The organism is uncultured Candidatus Kuenenia sp. (assembly GCF_900696675.1).
Lineage (GTDB): Bacteria > Planctomycetota > Brocadiia > Brocadiales > Brocadiaceae > Kuenenia > Kuenenia stuttgartiensis_A.
Genome location: NZ_CAADGZ010000067.1, coordinates 1 through 17,847 on the forward strand (window position 1 = coordinate 1; position 17,847 = coordinate 17,847).

The window sequence follows — 17,847 nt, forward strand, 5'->3', positions numbered from 1 at the left end:
CAACGCCGAGCTTACGGTCTACGAGACGAAGAATATCTTCGACTCAAAATCTTGGCCTGCATGCTGCCTGATATCTAACACAAAGCAATTTTCGCTCATTTTTACCCACTCGATAGGGAGAAGACCCTCTTTTTTTAAAAAATGTTTCATTTGTCCACCTTTATTTTTCCCAAGCAATAAAACAATATAAAGAAAGCTGTCGTACCTATTAGTATTTTAAAAATCAGCGGGATTCTATCAAATCACAGAAACAAAGTCAATTTTGGAACATGTGTTATTCAGACAGTCATGGTTCTTTTTAAATAGTGGAAAAACAGAACATGACGATTATTAAATATATTTTTTCAAATATTTGACGTATGCATTATTTTCTTTTAATTCGCTATATGTTTGCTATATTGAGTTTGTTTGCAGTCAATCAGATGTAAAATTAAAATATCTATTATATCATGAACAACAAGTTTTAAACGGACGGGATGTCAGAATGAATGTGATTGAGATTAAACCTGTTACAGGAAGAATAAACACGATAATTCGGGTTCCAGGTTCAAAAAGTTATACAAACAGGGCATTAATTACAACGGCACTTGCCGACGGAATCTCTTCAATAAATAATGCCCTTTTTAGCGATGATACACATTATATGGCGTCATGTTTAAATTCTCTTGGGATTCCTGTGGAGGAGCGAAAAGACACGAATACATTTATTGTTAATGGCAAGGGGGGGTGTATTCCCGCAGAGAAGGCAAATCTGTTTGTTGGTAATGCCGGGACTGCCATGAGATTTCTTACCGCTCTGCTTACGTTAGGGTACGGGGTGTATGAAATTGGCGGCGTGGAACGAATGGGACAAAGACCTATACAGGATTTGCTGGAGGGTTTAAACCAACTTGGCGCTGAAGTAAAATCAAAACTTGACAATGGCTGCCCTCCGGTCATCATCAGGGGCAAGGGGTTAAAGGGAGGGAAGGCTATAGTGAATGGCGATTTAAGCAGTCAATATTTTAGCGCTTTATTAATGGTTTCTCCCTATGCAGAGAATGATGTGACAATAGAAGTGAAGGGCGATCTGGTGTCAAAGCGTTATGTTGATATGACCATTGATTTAATGGGCAAGCACGGCGTAACTGTTGAAAATATCGGTTACAAAAGACTGTTGGTGAAAAGTGGACAGCGGTACAAAACAATTTCTTATGAAGTGGAAGGAGATGCTTCCGCAGCGTCTTATTTTTTTGCTGTTGCGGCGATTACCGGCGGAAGAGTGCGGGTTGAAGGTGTAGGAAAAGATTCTTTGCAGGGCGACGTCCAATTTGCCGATGTTTTAAAAAAAATGGGATGTCATGTGGATAGGGGAAGGGACTGGATAGAAGTCAGCGGCAGGGCATTACATGGCGTAGATGTTGATATGGGGGATATGCCTGATGTGGCTCAAACATTAGCGGCGGTTGCGGTTTATGTGAAAGGCAAAACAAGGGTGCGAAATGTTAAAAACATGAGAATTAAGGAAACGGATAGAATCGCCGCTGTAGCAAAAGAATTGCGGAAAATGGGGATATCTGTCACGGAATATGAAGATGGTTTTGAGATTGAACCTTCTATGCCGAAACCTGCGGAAATAGAAACCTATGATGACCATCGCATGGCAATGAGTTTTGCTTTGATAGGATTAAAATCAGACGGGATATTTATTAAAAATCCGAAATGTGTCTCTAAAACATTTCCTAATTATTTCCAACTGATAGAAAAATTGCGGGGATAGTTATGCCGCTTATGAAAGAACATGACGAAGAATATATGACGCTTGCATTGGAACTTGCAGAAAAAGGCAGGGGGATGGTTGAACCGAATCCAATGGTAGGCGCTGTCATTGTAAAAAACAATGAAATCGTGGGGAAGGGGTATCATAAGAACTATGGCGGCGCTCATGCGGAAATACACGCGATAAATGAAGGCGGAGTAAATTGCAAAGGCGCAACGCTATATGTAACCATGGAACCATGCGCTCATTATGGCAAAACCGCGCCTTGTGCTGCCGCTATAATTTTGGCGGGAATTGCAAAGGTTGTAACTACATGCGTGGACCCTAATCCGGTTACATCCGGCAAAGGGGTGAAGCAATTACAGGCTGCGGGAATAACTGTGCGCATGGGCGTCATGGAAGATCAAGCCAAAAAACTTAATGCCCCTTTTTTTAAATTAATTCAAAAGGGGATGCCTTATATAATTGTAAAGTGGGCAATGTCGATTGATGGGAAGATTGCCACCGTCACCGGCGATTCAAAATGGATTACGTCGGAAGAATCCCGCCGGTATGTTCATACATTACGAAGTCAGGTTGACGGTGTTATGGTGGGAATTAACACCGTTTTGAAAGATGATCCGCTATTGACGTGCCGCTTTAATGGGGGGAGAAATCCAAAAAGAATCATTATTGATAGCAGGGCCTCGCTTCCCTTAACATCAGCGCTTATCAGGACTGTCCAACAAAGTGAAATAATTATCGCGGTGAGTAAAAACGCCCCCCAAAAAAAAGTTGAGATATTACGGCAATCGGGATGCCGGGTTATAGAAACAAATGGCGATTACGATCATGTTGATTTAAAAGAACTCTTTTTAAAACTGGGGTCAATGCGGTTGACCAATATTATGGTGGAAGGTGGTAGCAAAATAATCACCTCATTACTGAAAGAACGTCTTGCGGATAAAATTATTGTATTTATCGCTCCCATCATAATTGGAGGATGTGGGGATACCTCTCCGGTGCTGGGTAAGGGCGTTGAAAACGTTTGCGATGCGCTGAAAATAAGAGAAGTAAGGCACTATAGATTTTCAGACGATATTGTAGTGGAAGGACTTTTAAATTAAAAAATCTGCGAAGTCTTCTTTCGGAATAAGTATATGTAAATGGTATGTGGGAGAACATCGCCTGTTTACGCAGGTTCTACTGCGCCATCTTCATCATCAAGAGATCTTTCAATTTCGAATTCAATTTCTTTTCTTGGCTCAAGTACTAACTTCTTATATCTCTCTTTGATAAATGATAAACGCTCAGTTTTCTTTGACTGGTTATCTGTGGAATGATTAGCCTCTAAAATCATTTTATTACTTTCTCCCGCTTATAAAATAGGTTAAATCCGACAATCAGAAATAAATAAAAATCGATAAAAATTATATACCTGCAGCACATAATGTCAAGCCTAAATTAACCACAAAAATAAGAAATAAAACACAACAAATGAATATGCCTTCCTGGAGCGATATTAGCATTTAATGAGGGCTTGAAGAGTGTCTGAATTTCTTTGACATTCATTCAGATGCTAAAGATGGTGGTGGAAAATATATTTCACCATCTTTGTAACACTTTATTTTTTTGAAAAAGTAGGGGCGAAGCATTTGCCCGTTTTGGGTATAAACGCACTTATGACAATTTACAGCAAATGCTTCGCCCTTACACTGCGATTATTGGAATTTTTTAAAAAATAAAGTGTTATCAATTTTTAAGTCATATTTTAACTTGACAAAAATTTATCACAACGTAATAATCACATTGCTTCTGTGCTTTGTAAAATGCCCTAATGACGTAATTAGTGGCAAATAATATAAATTTTTTTATCAAGGTTATCTATGTTAAAACAAATTATAGTTCCTACTGATGGTTCCGATAATAGCCTTGCCGCAGCAGATTATGCCGTGAGTATCGCGAAAACAAATGATGGGAGTGTGCATGGACTATTTGTGAAAGATATTAAAATTCTGGCGGGTCCTTTGATTCATGACATTGGCACAAGCATTGGCGGTATGGTTCCCTATGGGACGTTTAATCAAACGGTCAGGGAAATGCTTGATTCTAAGGCAGACGCAGCTTTGAATCAGGTAGAAGGGAAGTGCATACAAGCGGGAGTACCCTTTACCCGTGAAATACAAGAAGGCATTGTAAATCATGAAATTGTAAAATCATCGGCAAATTATGATTTGATTGTTATGGGGAAAAAGGGGGTTCACGCTGAATGGCTGGATGTCTTTCTTGGTTCAAACGTAGAATTCGTTGTGCGGAAAACACATAAGCCCGTACTTATAACGCCTGCAGGATTTAAACCCTTTCGCAACATGCTAATTGCATACGACGGGAGCCTGTTTGCAGATAAGGCATTAGCGATAGGGGCGGAGATGGCACAACTCATGGAATTAAATATGACGTTACTATGTGTTGATGATACCAGGGAAAAAGCCTTGCAAATCTTATCCAAAGCAAAAACTTTTCTCGATGGTCTTAACCTCACACCAAACATTGTTCCAATAGAAGGAAAAGATCATGCAAAGGGTATACAGGATGCATGTAAAGACAACTGCGATTTGTTAGTGATGGGCGCGTATGGACATTCCAAACTACAAGAAATGATTTTGGGCAGCACGACTACAAGGGTAATGAGACATACTGATTGCCCACTATTGCTTTACCGGTAAGTAAGCGTGTTTTATAAATGAGAAAAAAGCATTGGCGATTGTTCCGCATTACGGGATATGTTTCTCGTAGTGAAGAGAACTTCTGTTATTACAAGGTCAATACGGTGGGAAACGTCCTTGTAATTTTGTGACAGGTCTTTTCAGCAATATTTGTATCGAGACTGGGAGCATTCCCGATTTTTTGTGACTTCCGCCATGTTTTAATAAAACGTACAGTATGTTAACCCTGACAGGGTTTCAAACCCTGTCAGGGTTGTTTTGCCCCAACTCCATGAACACTTACAAAAAATCGGGAATGCTCCCATCGAGACTCATCCTTCCATTCATCCGGATGTATCCTTTCCCACCCACCCTCTCACCCGGCAATCATCAATCGTACAAAATCGCAGACTGAAGACTGAAGACTTCGGATTTTACCATTAAATATCAAGTATCATCATCATTTTTTTCTCACATTTGAAATGTAGTAAACGGCAGGAATAATGAAGATGTTTAAGAGGGTGGAACTGAGCAGACCTCCTAATATCACTATTGCCATTGGGCTTTGTATTTCATTTCCTGGCAGGTCGCCGGTTATTGCCAATGGAATTAATGCCAAAGCGGTAGTTAAGGCAGTCATGAGAATCGGGTTTAGCCTGTCTAAAGAGCCTTTAATGACGGTTTCATACAAAGCAACGCCTTGACTCTGCAATGTCTGATAGCGTGAAACCAATAATATCCCGTTACGTGTCGCTATTCCAAACAGTGTAATAAACCCGATGATAGAGGGAATACTTATGATTTTTCCTGTAAACCAAATGCTTAAGACGCCGCCTATCAGCGCCAAAGGCAAATTGAGAAAAACAATGCCTGCAAGCCTGATATTTTTAAATTCCTGATAAAGCAAAAGGAATATGATGAATAAAGCCATTAAAAAGGTGAAGAATAATATTTTTGATGCCTTTGCTTCGCTTTCAAATTGTCCGCCATATTGAATGCGGTAATTTTCCGGCAACTGAACAGTATCATCTATTTTTTCTTTGATTTGGTTTACTACGCTTTTTAAATCACGTCCGGCCACATTGGCTGAAACCACAATTTTCCGTTGTACATTTTCCCGGTTAATGGTGTTGGGGCCTGTTGTTGAAACAATATCAGCTATATAATGTAAAGGGATTTTGGATGTTGAATTTTGAATTTTGGATTGTTGGTTTGGATTGATATTGGTATCAATTAAGACGTTGCGGATATTTTCTATTTTGCCCCTGTTTTCATCATTAAATCGTAATACCAAATCAAAACTTTTGTTTCTCTCAAAAACCTGAGATACCTTTTCGCCTGCAAGGGCAACATCAATGAATTCGGCAAATTGACCTATTGAAATACCATATTTAGCCAGCATATTCCGTTTCGCTTTTATTTGTACTTGCGGAATTTCAATCTGCTGTTCCACGCTAATATCCACAAGTCCGTCTATGCCTTCAATGGTGCGCTCTATCTGATTAGCAACAGAAAACATTTTGGATAAGTCTGTTCCGAAAAGCTTAATGGCAATGTTGGCTCTTGTGCCTGAAAGCATATGGTCAATACGGTGTCCTATGGGTTGCCCGATGGTGATGTTCGCTTCAGAGACAGCACTTAATTTCTTTCGAACTTCCTTCATAAATTCATCCTTGCTTCTTTCCGCCAAAACAAAGGGAGCATCAATTTCAGCGGCATTTACACCTTGTGCATGTTCATCTAATTCGGCTCTTCCCGTTCTGCGTGAAGTAATTGAAATTTCTGGCACCGACAGTAGGATATTTTCAATCTTGTTTCCAATTTTATTTGATTCTTCGAGTGATATGCCCGGCATACTGACAGCATTTACCGTTAAAGTGCCTTCGTTAAATTCAGGCAAGAAACTCCGTCCCAAACCAAACATTAGAAAAATCGCCATAATGAACAACACGATGGATATCCCAAGTAATGTCTTTTTAATTTTCATTATCTTTCCTAATGCGGAATTATAATATCGGTGAAGCCCTCTTTCCAGCCAACTGCCTTTTGCCTGCTTTAAAAGCATTTTGTCGTTGGTAAGCATAAAACTGCAAAGCACAGGGGTGAGTGTTACCGCAACAATCAGGGATGCAAACAGAGAAACGATAAAGGAGATCCCCAGAGGCCGCAACATTCTTCCCTCCATCCCGCCAAGAAAAAACAAGGGGATAAAAGCAACAATAATGATAAGGGTCGCATTAAGGATTGATGAGCGAATCTCTTTTGAGGCATCATAAACTACAACAAGTGTACTTTCTCGTGCTTCATTATTTTTTTGTGCATTTTCCTTTAGACGTTTAAAGACGTTTTCCACATCAATAACAGCATCGTCTACCAATGAGCCGATGGCTATTGCCATTCCGCCAAGAGACATGGTATTGATGGTTAATCCCAAAAATTTAAGGGTGATAATGGAAACGATAAGTGAAAGGGGAATAGCAATCAGGGATATAATGGTGGTTCGGAAGTTCATTAAGAACAAGAACATAATGATAACTACAAAGACAGAACCTTCAATTAGCGCTTTTTGAATATTACTTATGGAAGCCTGAATAAAATCCGCCTGACGAAATATATTGGTGTTGATTTTGATGTCGGAAGGCAGGGTTTTGGCAATCTCTGTAATAGCATTATCAATTTTTTTTGTGAGTTCCAGGGTGTTGGTTCCCGGCTGTTTTGCTACGGTCATAATAATTGCCGGACTTGCTTTGAGTGAACCGTCCCCGATTTTAGGGATTGCTCCGCCTATTTTAACCTCTGCAACATCCTCTATTTTTACCGGCACATTAGCAACAACCTTGATTACTGCATTGCCTATTTCTTCCACGCTGTTTGTTCTTCCAACACCTCTTATGATGTATTCGTTGCCATATTCGTTCATAAAACCGCCTGAGGCATTAAGATTGCTTTCTTTACTTGCCCTCAGCAATTCGTTTAAAGAAATGTTGTAATGTTTCATTTTTTGAGGAGAGGCAAGTATTTGGTATTGCTTGTATTCTCCGCCAATTACAATAACCTGCGACACTCCTCCTGTCGCCAATAACCTGGGCCGTATATTCCAGTCGGCAATGGTTCTTAAATCCATTGGTGTTGTATTTTCCGATGATAAACCGATAAGCATAATTTCACCCATGATGGATGATTGAGGGGCCATTGTAGGGTTTCCGACTCCCAGTGGTAGCTTTTCTGCAATGATTGTCAGTTTTTCACTAACGATTTGTCGTGCCTTAAAAATATCTGTTCCCCACTCAAACTCTATCCAAACAATTGATATTCCTGCGGCAGATGATGACCTTACCCTGCGTACATTGGTGGCGCCATTGACTGACGTTTCAATTTGAAAGGTTACTAATTTTTCGACTTCTTCCGGAGCCATTCCGTGCGCTTCGGTTAACACTACTACCGTTGGCGCAGTAAGGTCAGGAAATACATCAACTTCCATTATGGATGCCGTATAAATGCCAGCTATTAAAAGCAGTGCTGAGGCTGCCATAATCATTAAGCGATTATTTAGGGCGTATTGTATAATTTTATTTAACATGGTAGAAATTTTAGATTTTAGATTTTGGATTTTGGATTTTAGATTTTAAATTTACTGACTGTTTATTTTTTGTTTAAAATTTAACATTCATAATTCAAGATTTCCCCTGGGTAGTTTTTACAATAGCAGTAATAATGTTGATTATAGTTTCAATGTCATTTAATTGAGTTGTAAATTCTAATTTAACCAACTGGCTCTTTTGAAGTAACCTTAACCAGTATCGGGTCTCTCTTGCTTCCTTTGATGCAAGTATCATTTTAGCTGCAAAATCTTTTCTTGAATGTGCTGCAATCGCCTCTTCTATATTTGCACCAATACTTGTTCCACTCCGGAGAATTTGTTTCGACAAAACATATTCCTTTTGTTCAGTCATTTTTTTATACAGCTCGATAATGCTTAAAGCAAAATCAAAGGTTTTCTCAAGTATTATATTGTCCTTTTTCATTGAAATTGTCCTTAATTTAAAATTCAAAATTTTATCAGTGTTCGTGTCCATGAGCAGGCATTTTACCTGACATTGTTGCTAATTTTATTTGGTAGGCTCCTTTAGTGACAACTCTTTCGCCTTCCTTTATACCTGCTAATACCTGTACATTCATACCATCATTGACTCCGGTTTTTAATTCACGCTTTTGAAATCCCTCACCCGATGTTTGCACATATGCAAAGTAATTTCCCTGTTCCTCTATGAGCGCTGAATAAGGAATTACTAAAGCATCTCTAATTACATTGGTTTTTAGAAGCACCTCTACGAATGAACCAGGAATGATTTCACCATTATTGTCAATCTCAAAGTTTACCGGAATATAATAAGCGTTGTTGTCGGCACTTTTTCCATATGAAACGAGCTTGCCGTTTAAGCTGTCAGTGCGGTATATTTTACTGTCATAGGCAGTTATGAAATTCGCTGATGAAATACTGTTGAGTTTTGAGAAATGCTTTTGAGGCACTTCGGCTTTTAAAATGAGTTTGCGGTTTTGGAAAACGATGGCGATGAGTTGCCCGATTCCAACATGCTCTCCTTCGCTTATCACCACATTTTTTATATACCCTTGTATTGGCGACTTGATTTTGTGTCCACCAGCAGTGTAGTTGGTTTCAATAGTATTAAAAGTGGTTTGGGCATTTTTGTATTGGAGTTGTGTTTCCTGAAAGTGTTTTTGTGAAATGATATTGTCTTTCGCCAACTCTGTGGCTCTTTCAAAATCTATTTTACTTTTTTCATAGTTATTTTTTGCTTCTTTGTATTTCGTGTCTAAATTACCTTCTGTTAAACCGGCTCCTGAAATTACAAATAATGTTTCGCCTACATTTACAGCAGAACCGATCAGTTTTTTATTGTTTCCGAATGTTATGATACCGCTGCTTTTTGCTGTTATAGTTATCTCGTCTCCCCGTGCAGGCAAGATTTGTCCTGTGGTTTTGATTATTTCTGTAAAGGGCTGTCTTTTTACTTCCCTATTGGCAAAATCTATCTTCCATGCCTGCTCTTTCAGGTAAACAATTTCTTCGTTGATTGTTTGTTCCTGTTGATGTAACAGTGCGGTTTTTGCGTCAGGGTAAACAGTGATGTTTTCTATCATGATTTTGTCGGAAAATTCCTTAGTACGGATGTCAAAGACCAACTGATATGTGCCGGGTTTTTCAGGATTCAAAGCCAATCGGAATATGCCCGGAGAGGATGGTTTTTCGGCTTTATCCGTTAATGGCCTCTCGTTTCCGATCAGGCGGACTGTTACGGAACCTTCTGTTACTGCTTTGAAATTTTCTCCTAATCGGGTAAAGTGTGCAGCAAACTTTGAGGTTTTCCCTACGATCAAAGGTTTAAACTCTACAAACAGTTCCATTTTGTCTGTGTAGAGGGTGTAAGCAAGCGGTTCAGGCTCTACGTCTGTATGTACTTCGTCTCCGTGCAAATGACCGTGTTCGGCATCAACGTGTTTATGATTGTCATCATTACAGCCCGCTAATAAGCCTGCAACGATGACGAATGAAATGATTATTTTATTCATAAAGAACGTTCTTAGCATGTAAGTATCCTTGTGTAAAAAAGGTTTTTAATTTTTCAGTAATTTAAGTGGTAAATATGAAATTATTTAATATCAGAAATCTTAACTCCGACAAGTCTTTCAATTTCTGTTATTGAAGTAAAAAGATCGTTTAAAGCCTTTAAATATGAAACATTTGCGGTCACCAATGTTCGTTGGGCATCTAATACTTCAAGGAAATCAAACTCACCATGTTCATATCCCTGTTTTGACATCTTCAAAGATTCTTCAGCCTGTGGGACTATCGTGTCAATAAAAGAACGAACCAGTTCACGAGTTGAAGCGTACATAGAATAAGCATTGTCCAATTGAAGTAATAATTTGTTTCTAGCGGCGGCCTCATCATCTTTTGACTTGTGTGACAATTCTTTTGCCTCGATAATATTGCCCTGGTTTCTATTGAAAAAAGGTAAAGGAAGGCTTATTCCAGCCTGGATTGTATCGTCATCTGTTGCTGAAAGACGCTTATATCCTATAGATACATCAATATCCGGGATCATTTTTCTTTTTGCCTCTTTAACCTTTAATAACGAAAGGTTGACAATACTTTTTTGCGCTTGTAACTCAGGATAATTTTTTAATGATAACTCCTCTAGTTTTTCCAATTTGAGAAGCGGCGCATCGGTAACAGGAATAGGAACAAGCTTTTGTAAAGGAGCCCCTGTTGTCCCCATAACAGTTTGCAATCTCTTAGTTGCATTAAACATATTCCTTTCAGCTTCGACTACAGTTGTTTTTGCGTTGGATAATTCAACTTCCGCCTTAAGAACTCCCAACTTTGATATATCACCAACTTTAAACTTTTTGTCTGACAGGTTTTTCAAGCTCATTGCTATTTCAACGGTCTTTTTTGCAAGGTTTAATTCGTCTTGCGCTGTGAGAAGATCAAAGAATGCCTTTTTCGTCTGTGCTGTAATATTCCAGATGGTAGTTTGTACATCAAAGCTTAGGATATTTTTTTCCTTTTTTGCCACATCTGTTCTTAGTCCTCTTTTGCCGCCAATCTCTAATTTTTGCGATAATGAAACCATATTTTGGCTTTGATTTAACCCTATTTCTTCTGTGGGTATCTCTTCTGTTAACAGCGTAATCTCCGGATTTGGCATTAATTGAGCCTGTTTTATCTTTCCTTGGGCAGCACCTACGGTATGTTTCTTTGACATAATGATGGGGTTATTATTGATTGCAATATTTACAGCGTCTTCAATGGTTAGATGTTTTTCTTTCTGTTTGAATTCCAAATCAGAAGCAATCACTAAAGTGGTATTGAAAGATATTGCAAAATGCGTAACGATAAACAGATGAATTGCAATACTTAAAATTTTAAGAAAATTCATTTTATTACTCCTATTTATGGCATGAGACCTTTTTATGTTGACCGGGTGAAAGACAAAGCATGAACAATAAGAGAATAAACAGGCCGCTCCTACGGAGCTAACCAACTGTATGGAATATAATCTCTATCTACTACAAACAGTATGCTCCTGATGGAGCTAAAAGGATAATTTGTTTGTAAAAGTCCCGTAGGGACGAACTGTTTGTAATAACGGAAATTGATTAAATCAATCAAAGCTCCATAGGAGCGACCTGTTTGTCGATGATGCTTCCTTATAGAAAAATAAAGTCGATGAAAATGACGCTATTTTCCGAAAGAAAACAAATTTGCGAACAAAGGGAAATGTGGTAATACGAATTGTTTAGATAAGATAAGCAGAATTGAGTTGGTATATTTTATTGGAGGAAGAAGATTGGCGGAAAGATAAGAAATGGAAATTCTTTGAAGAAATGCAGATAAATAGGTCATCTGGTTGAAGTGAAAAACGAGAAAACAAACATGGTTTAATGGCGTGAATCGTCTTGGCGGAATTGGAATGGTTTGCAGGTAAATAATCGAAAGACAAAATATCCTTTGCGTCTTTATGGTCAGTTTCTCCTGGGCCATGATCTCCGGTGGTATGATGAACATGAACAGTACCGTGTTCAAAATGAAGTTCATGTTCGTGTGTGATAATCTTGCCCATAGTGGCATTCGATAAACAGAATGCAATGGATACTAAAATTAAAAGAAGTTTGGCTGTTTGTATTTTTGTCATCAGAGATTTTGCAGAATGAAATATTAAAAATATTTTTACTAATGCAAAATATAATTCATAACATCCCACAGTGTCAATAATTTTTCGTTATCCAGCCGTGATTCCTGCCGGGTTACAAACCTGGTAACCGTTCATGAGGTCAGGAAAAAACAACACTGACTAGGTTACAAACCCTGTCTGGGTTGTTTCGTCCTGACCCCATCATTAACGGTTACAAAAAAACGGGAATGCTCCCGGCTGGTTATCTGTAATTAACTTAACAATTCATTCGTTTGAAACTGAAGACCAAATTTTGTTATGTAGCGTAATGGCACATAGGCAGATAAAGGAAATGGAAAAGAAACGAAACACCATGCGTTTAAATTTGTATCAGACACAGGATGACGTGGATAATAAAAAAAACCAATTAATTGAAGAAATTGAGGCGGGGTTGAAGCAGAAGATTGAACAAACAGAACTGTTTACTATCAGATGGAAAGTTATATAATCGTAAATAGATTATGATAGTTGTGGCGCACACCGCTATAAATGAAATGCCCTGAAGGTCTTTAAAAACAAATTGACACAGAAGGTATAAACAGATAAATTGTAGTAACATAACTACAAAAGGAGGACTGATATGCTGCAAGTTGGATTAAGGGAAGCAAATATGCACTTTTCAAAATATCTGAAGTTAGTCAGAGAAGGGCAGGAGGTTGTTATAACGGAGAGGGGAAACCCTGTTGCCGTTATCAAGCCGATCATGAAAGAGGGGACGCCGGACGATAAGATCAAAAGTTTGGAAGATCGGGGAATATTGCGAAGGGCTGTTAAAGGGAAGTTGCCGCTTGGCAGGACTATTGCGATTACAGGAAAGCCTTTATCCGAAACCATCATAGAGGGAAGGGAAGAGAGGTTTTAAATGAACCCGCCCTGGATATATATTGATACAAGCGCATATCTGAAGATATTCCTGAAGGAAGAGGGGTCGGACAAGGTAAGGAAACTGGTCAAAGAAAACAGACTCCTTGCATCCGCCATTCTTACGAGCGAGTGTTTTTCAGCCTTCTCAAGGCGAAGGCAAGGGAAAGAGATAGATGATAAGACCTTTGACAGGTTAGTGAACCGCGTGAAAAAAGACTTGCCGTATCTTGAAATAGTCAGACTTACAGACGATGTATTAAGGAGGACTGAGGAAATTCTATTGCATTCAAGTGCGCGAACCCTTGATGCTATCCACATAGCCTCGGCGCTGCTATTTCAGGAATCAACAGGAATAGCGCTGACATTTATTACCTCTGATAAAAGACAGGCAGAATTTACCAACGATAAAGGGTTAAAGACTGTTTTTATTGGTTGAACTGCTGAAGATGGGGAGATATCCAATGACAGATGCTGACAAGATAAACATTCTGATTAAAGAAGGCGAAGGCTTAACGGTTGAGTTTAAGGAGAGATACACGCCAAAGATTGACCGTGATATTGTCGCCTTTGCCAATTCAAAAGGCGGTTTATTGCTTCTCGGTATTGATGATAGAGGAAAGGTTGTTGGTGAGAAACTGACCAATAAAATGAAAGCAGAAATAAATGCTATTGCCAGGAACTGTGATCCGTCAATTCACATTAAGAAAATCCATCAAGAGGGAAATATCGTTGTTGTTGAGGTTGCCGAGGGAGATGAAAAGCCTTATGGTTCATCTTCCGGTTATTACAGACGGCTTGACGCAGTGACACAGAAGATGACTCATCGGGAGGTGCGGTCTCTTTTTCGTGAAACCGATAATATCTCCTTTGAGGATATCCCTTGCAGAGATTTAAGCCTTAAGGATATTTCGCTTATGAAAGTTAAATCATTTTTGCGTGAAGCAAATATGTCTTACAAGGTCAGCAAGGCAAATCTTGCCTCCTTTCTCACAAGTCTGAGCATTTACAGGAAAGACAAAATCAACAATACAGGGGCTTTAATGTTTTCTTCCAAAGTTGAAAAGTTCATCCCTCGCAGAAAGCATCTTTGCATCTTTTAAGGGAACGGATAAAACGAATATTTATGACAGAAATGATGTGAAAGACGACCTCTTAACCCAGTTTAATGGAGCCGTTGCATTTTTAAAGAAACATTTAAACGTTCGCAGTGAAATTCGGGGTTTTGACCGCTTTGACATTTATGAGATTCCTTTAGACGCCTTAAGGGAGGCAGTTGTTAATGCTATAGTCCACAGGAATTATACGATTAACGGAACAAGTATTTATGTAAGAATATTTGATGATCGCGTGGAAATAGAAAACCCCGGCGGATTGCCTGATGGAATTACAAAGCGGGATTTCGGCAAGTCATCTGTAAGAAGAAATCCGATTATTGCCGATCTGTTCCATCGCATGGGTAAAGTTGAGCGTATGGGTTCTGGTATCGAGCGTATGAGAGAGCTTATGCGCGAGGCCGGACTGAAAGAACCTGTGTTTGAAATGGATGCGTTCTTTCGGGTCATTTTTTACCGTGATCCAAGGTATTCTCTTAAAGCGGGGAAAGATATTACCCGGAAAACTACCCGGAAAATTATAGAAGCTATCGCTAAGAAATCAGATATCACTCAAAAAGAACTGGCTGAACTTATTGGAATAACTGATGATGGAATAAAATATCATATAACCAGACTTAGAAAAAAGGGGATTCTCAAACGCATCGGTCCCGATAAAGGCGGGCATTGGGAGATTGTTGATGGGTAATACACAACGATTAGAACTTATATAGATAGGCAATGACGAGCATTTTAGCTTTCAGCCTTTTTGGTAGGTTACGTTCCAAGAGATTTGTGCCAATGATAGATGCATTGTAGGTATTGAAATCCTCGATGCGTCACACCATGTAATGCTGGACAGGCTTTTACCCGTAAAATACGAGCTTTCAAGGGCATAAATTTGTTGCCAGTAACTTATGTGCCAACATGAAGACAATAACCTTAAAAAGCGACTCTCCGGAGACTGTGGCTCCTCTTTTAAAAAACGCAGTGGAGAGGGAAGAGAAAATCATTATGGATACCATCAGGAAGGGGAGCATTCCCGTTTTTTTGTAACCGTTAATGATGGGGTCAGGACGAAACAACCCTGACAGGGTTTCAAACCCTGTCAGGGTTAACACTACTGCAACGTTTCATTAAAACATAGCGGAAGTTACAAAAAATCAGGAATGCACCCTCAGGAAGAGTAAGGAGAAGATTAACTCTCTCACAAAAACGCTCGGAGTTGATACTGGTAAGTTAATGAAGTGAGATGTTGAACATACAGAGACCAACGACATGCAGTTTATTGAACTTGAAGGGGAGATTGAAATTTTAAAGCATCTTGAAACTGAACTGATTTAAGGAGAACCTTATGAAGAAACAGGAGAAAGGTCATATTGTATGTGACCCAAAAATTCTTAATGGAAAGCCTATTATCAAGGGCACAAGAATATCTGTGGCTCTGATACTGCAGAATATTACTTCAGGTATGACCAGGGAGGAAATCCTCATGGGTTATCCAAAACTGACAGAAGAAGGATTGGATGCAGCTCTGGATTTTGCCGCTAGACAATTCCAGGGATAAGAGGTTAATGTTTTTGCAAATAAAGAGTAACCATGAAAATACTCGCAGATGAAAATATACGGTTGAATTGCAAAAAATATTACTGAAGTTATGAACAACGAAAAAGTGCTATTGAATACTGAAAAATCATTTATGATCGTACTTTCCGAATCTGGATATAGAATTCATAGACATCAGGATTAAACAATCATCTGCAGTAGAGAAGAAGAGCGCGAGGCGGAACTGATGCGGAAGGGGGATAAGTCGTGAGAAAGAGCGCAATAGAGATTTTAAACACCCAGGTAGAGACGCAAGATTTTGCGTCTCCATGGATGAATGAGAGTTTTAGGAAGTTTGGGGTATGAAGAAACAATATTCAAATATAAAATTCGGAAATTTTGTAGAGATACAACCAATAGTAAGGATTAATAAAGATACAAATTGTAGCTTCATACCTTCTGAAAAATATCTATGAAAGCGGCGAAATTGATCATCCGGCAACTTGTAAGGATTTCTTACAAGTTCAACAAGAAGGAAACAGAGAGGTAAAAAGAAGCGCCTCCTTTTATTCATTGGAAGCAATTATTGCGGTTGGTTACCGTGTCAATTCTGAAAGAGGCATCCAGTTTAGGCAGTGGGCAACAGAAATCCTCAAAAGCTATATCCACAAAGGTTATGTGCTGGATAGCGACAGATTCAAATATGGCTCCCGATTCAGCGCCAGATATTTTGACGAACTTTACGAAGAAATCAAAGACATCCGCTCCAGCGAGAGGATGCTTTACCAAAAAATTACAGACTTCCTTTGTAAGGAATAATTTCAATAGTAAACATCCTAAATAAGTTGACATGAATCCGTCATTGCGAGCGACAGCGAAGCAATCCATGCCATGAGATTGAGGAGCCTGTTCCGAACGAAGTGAGGAATCTTACCAATAGTTTGCTTCGGCTTTGCCTCGCAACTGTTCCTCCTCGCAATGACAACTTTCTTTTAGCGTTTACTATAGTATTTAGTAACCGTTCAATAAAACATGTTATCCCCGTGGCCAGTACATGATGATAACCACACCAATAAGGGCAATAAGACCACCGATCAGATCAAATTTATCCGGAGCTATCTTATCAACCTGCCATCCCCATAGAATGGAGAGAACTATGAATACACCACCATAGGCGGCGTATACACGGCCAAAGTTTGCAGGCTGGAAGGTTGGTATGACTCCGTAGATAACCAGTACTATCGCTCCGAATAAACCAAGCCAAATACTCTTCTACTCTCTTAGCCAGAGCCATACGAGGTATCCGCCGCCTATTTCGCAGAATCCGGTAAGGATAAAGAAGAAAATGGACTTTGTAATCTCGATCTTTTCCATGGTTTTCCTCTTTTGCGTTAGAAATCTTTTCTTTCACAAGGTACTATAGCGATTCTCCAAGGTGACGTACCTTACTCCTAAATTCCTATTATTTTCCGCAACCTCTGTAATCTCTACGGAAAATTATTTTATGTTGTCTCTATCTTTTTTGGAAACCATTCGTAGAGAGCGGGAATAACAAAAAGGGTAAGGAATGTTGAAAAACATAACCCCCCAATGATAACGGTGGCAAAGGGTTTTTGCACTTCCGCACCAACATCGGTGGATATGGCCATAGGCATAAACCCGATAATATCGGTTGTAACGGTCATCAGGACGGGTCTGAGCCGTGTTAATGCACCCTCTATAACAGATTCTTTCATCCTCATACCACTTTCCCGTAATTCATTTATATAAGAAACCATAACCGTACCGTTCAATACGCACAAGCCGAAAAGGGCAATAAATGCTACCCCCGCAGTTATACTGAGGTGCATATCACGTAAGAACAATGCAATAATCCCACCCGTCGCCGCAAAGGGGACGTTAATATAGATAAGGATGGCGTTTCTAAAGGAATTGAAGCTTGTATAGAGGAGTATAAAAATGAGACCCATGGCGATGGGAACGACAACTGCCAGGCGTTTCCTTGCCTGTTGCATATTTTCAAACTGGCCTCCCCAGTTCAGATAATATCCGGCAGGAAGTTTAACGTTTTCCTGTATATTCTTTTGCGCCTCAGCGACAAAACTCCCGATATCCCTGCCGCGGACGTTGCATTCCACCACAAT

Annotated in this window: 19 protein-coding genes and 1 pseudogene; 11 read left to right on the forward strand and 9 right to left on the reverse strand. The window is 39.3% G+C overall.

From position 1 onward, the window contains the following. Nucleotides 1-18: 18 nt before the first annotated feature. Nucleotides 19-150, reverse strand: coding sequence for a hypothetical protein (locus QZT26_RS10790; protein WP_295102081.1), 132 nt, complete (start codon nt 148-150; stop codon nt 19-21). Between the two features lie 334 nt (nt 151-484). On the opposite strand from QZT26_RS10790, the gene aroA reads away from it, so the two are divergent. Together aroA and ribD are read left to right on the forward strand one after the other, a co-directional pair. Then, complete coding sequence (aroA, locus tag QZT26_RS10795) at nt 485-1,759, forward strand: 3-phosphoshikimate 1-carboxyvinyltransferase (RefSeq protein WP_295102084.1); 1,275 nt, start codon at nt 485-487, stop codon at nt 1,757-1,759. A 2-nt stretch (nt 1,760-1,761) separates the two neighbouring features. Next, on the forward strand, nt 1,762-2,865 hold the full coding sequence (ribD, locus tag QZT26_RS10800; RefSeq protein ID WP_230405658.1) for a bifunctional diaminohydroxyphosphoribosylaminopyrimidine deaminase/5-amino-6-(5-phosphoribosylamino)uracil reductase RibD: 1,104 nt from the start codon (nt 1,762-1,764) through the stop codon (nt 2,863-2,865). 65 nt (nt 2,866-2,930) lie between these two features. Here ribD and QZT26_RS10805 read toward each other — a convergent pair whose 3' ends face one another. Beyond that, on the reverse strand, nt 2,931-3,098 hold the full coding sequence (locus QZT26_RS10805; protein ID WP_157820734.1) for a hypothetical protein: 168 nt from the start codon (nt 3,096-3,098) through the stop codon (nt 2,931-2,933). A gap of 526 nt (nt 3,099-3,624) precedes the next feature. On the opposite strand from QZT26_RS10805, the gene QZT26_RS10810 reads away from it, so the two are divergent. After that, nucleotides 3,625-4,464 (forward strand): universal stress protein, encoded by an 840-nt coding sequence (locus QZT26_RS10810; RefSeq protein ID WP_099326706.1) that lies wholly within the window; start codon nt 3,625-3,627, stop codon nt 4,462-4,464. 439 nt (nt 4,465-4,903) lie between these two features. On the opposite strand, the gene QZT26_RS10815 is transcribed toward QZT26_RS10810, so the two are convergent. The 5 genes from QZT26_RS10815 to QZT26_RS10835 all read right to left on the reverse strand — a co-directional run bounded on the left by QZT26_RS10815 (nt 4,904) and on the right by QZT26_RS10835 (nt 12,164). After that, nucleotides 4,904-8,023, reverse strand: a complete 3,120-nt coding sequence (locus QZT26_RS10815; RefSeq protein ID WP_099326705.1) for an efflux RND transporter permease subunit — start codon at nt 8,021-8,023, stop codon at nt 4,904-4,906. Between the two features lie 94 nt (nt 8,024-8,117). Next, nucleotides 8,118-8,468, reverse strand: coding sequence for a four helix bundle protein (locus QZT26_RS10820; RefSeq protein ID WP_164995068.1), 351 nt, complete (start codon nt 8,466-8,468; stop codon nt 8,118-8,120). A 34-nt stretch (nt 8,469-8,502) separates the two neighbouring features. Further along, nucleotides 8,503-10,035 carry an efflux RND transporter periplasmic adaptor subunit gene (locus tag QZT26_RS10825; RefSeq protein WP_157820733.1) on the reverse strand — a complete coding sequence of 511 codons (1,533 nt, stop codon included), beginning with the start codon at nt 10,033-10,035 and terminating at the stop codon, nt 8,503-8,505. Between the two features lie 80 nt (nt 10,036-10,115). Next, a complete protein-coding gene (locus QZT26_RS10830) occupies nt 10,116-11,408 on the reverse strand; it encodes a TolC family protein (RefSeq protein WP_099326702.1) in 1,293 nt (430 codons plus the stop codon). 360 nt (nt 11,409-11,768) lie between these two features. Then, entirely contained in the window at nt 11,769-12,164 is a 396-nt protein-coding gene (locus tag QZT26_RS10835) for a hypothetical protein (protein WP_157820732.1), read from the reverse strand. A 331-nt stretch (nt 12,165-12,495) separates the two neighbouring features. Here QZT26_RS10835 and QZT26_RS10840 point away from each other — a divergent pair, with 331 nt between their 5' ends. From QZT26_RS10840 to rhuM, 8 genes are all read left to right on the forward strand, one after another. Then, nucleotides 12,496-12,651 (forward strand): hypothetical protein, encoded by a 156-nt coding sequence (locus QZT26_RS10840; RefSeq protein ID WP_157820731.1) that lies wholly within the window; start codon nt 12,496-12,498, stop codon nt 12,649-12,651. Nucleotides 12,652-12,783: 132 nt separating this feature from the next. After that, complete coding sequence (locus QZT26_RS10845) at nt 12,784-13,065, forward strand: type II toxin-antitoxin system prevent-host-death family antitoxin (RefSeq protein ID WP_099326699.1); 282 nt, start codon at nt 12,784-12,786, stop codon at nt 13,063-13,065. After that, nucleotides 13,066-13,503, forward strand: coding sequence for a type II toxin-antitoxin system VapC family toxin (locus tag QZT26_RS10850; protein WP_099326698.1), 438 nt, complete (start codon nt 13,066-13,068; stop codon nt 13,501-13,503). Nucleotides 13,504-13,528: 25 nt separating this feature from the next. Further along, nucleotides 13,529-14,167 (forward strand): RNA-binding domain-containing protein, encoded by a 639-nt coding sequence (locus tag QZT26_RS10855; protein ID WP_157820730.1) that lies wholly within the window; start codon nt 13,529-13,531, stop codon nt 14,165-14,167. After that, nucleotides 14,124-14,867, forward strand: coding sequence for an ATP-binding protein (locus tag QZT26_RS10860; protein WP_295102095.1), 744 nt, complete (start codon nt 14,124-14,126; stop codon nt 14,865-14,867). The genes QZT26_RS10855 and QZT26_RS10860 overlap by 44 nt, the downstream gene beginning before the upstream one ends. 218 nt (nt 14,868-15,085) lie before the next feature. After that, on the forward strand, nt 15,086-15,214 hold the full coding sequence (locus tag QZT26_RS10865; protein WP_295102097.1) for a hypothetical protein: 129 nt from the start codon (nt 15,086-15,088) through the stop codon (nt 15,212-15,214). 298 nt (nt 15,215-15,512) lie between these two features. Next, on the forward strand, nt 15,513-15,725 hold the full coding sequence (locus QZT26_RS10870; RefSeq protein ID WP_295102100.1) for a DUF433 domain-containing protein: 213 nt from the start codon (nt 15,513-15,515) through the stop codon (nt 15,723-15,725). 464 nt (nt 15,726-16,189) lie between these two features. Next, nucleotides 16,190-16,522 (forward strand): RhuM family protein, encoded by a 333-nt coding sequence (gene rhuM, locus QZT26_RS10875; protein ID WP_230405804.1) that lies wholly within the window; start codon nt 16,190-16,192, stop codon nt 16,520-16,522. A gap of 216 nt (nt 16,523-16,738) precedes the next feature. Here rhuM and QZT26_RS10880 read toward each other — a convergent pair. Further along, nucleotides 16,739-17,077: pseudogene (locus QZT26_RS10880) on the reverse strand (YnfA family protein). A gap of 128 nt (nt 17,078-17,205) precedes the next feature. Further along, a partial coding sequence (locus tag QZT26_RS10885) for an efflux RND transporter permease subunit (protein ID WP_295102101.1) occupies nt 17,206-17,847 on the reverse strand: 642 nt, incomplete at its 5' end.

Excerpts from the sequence above, each read along its gene's own strand:
- QZT26_RS10790 (WP_295102081.1), bottom strand. The coding sequence starts at position 150 with ATGAAACATTTTTTAAAAAAAGAGGGTCTTCTCCCTATCGAGTGGGTA.
- aroA (WP_295102084.1), top strand. The coding sequence starts at position 485 with ATGAATGTGATTGAGATTAAACCTGTTACAGGAAGAATAAACACGATA.
- ribD (WP_230405658.1), top strand. The coding sequence starts at position 1,762 with ATGCCGCTTATGAAAGAACATGACGAAGAATATATGACGCTTGCATTG.
- QZT26_RS10805 (WP_157820734.1), bottom strand. The coding sequence starts at position 3,098 with ATGATTTTAGAGGCTAATCATTCCACAGATAACCAGTCAAAGAAAACT.
- QZT26_RS10810 (WP_099326706.1), top strand. The coding sequence starts at position 3,625 with ATGTTAAAACAAATTATAGTTCCTACTGATGGTTCCGATAATAGCCTT.
- QZT26_RS10815 (WP_099326705.1), bottom strand. The coding sequence starts at position 8,023 with ATGTTAAATAAAATTATACAATACGCCCTAAATAATCGCTTAATGATT.
- QZT26_RS10820 (WP_164995068.1), bottom strand. The coding sequence starts at position 8,468 with ATGAAAAAGGACAATATAATACTTGAGAAAACCTTTGATTTTGCTTTA.
- QZT26_RS10825 (WP_157820733.1), bottom strand. The coding sequence starts at position 10,035 with ATGAATAAAATAATCATTTCATTCGTCATCGTTGCAGGCTTATTAGCG.
- QZT26_RS10830 (WP_099326702.1), bottom strand. The coding sequence starts at position 11,408 with ATGAATTTTCTTAAAATTTTAAGTATTGCAATTCATCTGTTTATCGTT.
- QZT26_RS10835 (WP_157820732.1), bottom strand. The coding sequence starts at position 12,164 with ATGACAAAAATACAAACAGCCAAACTTCTTTTAATTTTAGTATCCATT.
- QZT26_RS10840 (WP_157820731.1), top strand. The coding sequence starts at position 12,496 with ATGGAAAAGAAACGAAACACCATGCGTTTAAATTTGTATCAGACACAG.
- QZT26_RS10845 (WP_099326699.1), top strand. The coding sequence starts at position 12,784 with ATGCTGCAAGTTGGATTAAGGGAAGCAAATATGCACTTTTCAAAATAT.
- QZT26_RS10850 (WP_099326698.1), top strand. The coding sequence starts at position 13,066 with ATGAACCCGCCCTGGATATATATTGATACAAGCGCATATCTGAAGATA.
- QZT26_RS10855 (WP_157820730.1), top strand. The coding sequence starts at position 13,529 with ATGACAGATGCTGACAAGATAAACATTCTGATTAAAGAAGGCGAAGGC.
- QZT26_RS10865 (WP_295102097.1), top strand. The coding sequence starts at position 15,086 with ATGAAGACAATAACCTTAAAAAGCGACTCTCCGGAGACTGTGGCTCCT.
- QZT26_RS10870 (WP_295102100.1), top strand. The coding sequence starts at position 15,513 with ATGAAGAAACAGGAGAAAGGTCATATTGTATGTGACCCAAAAATTCTT.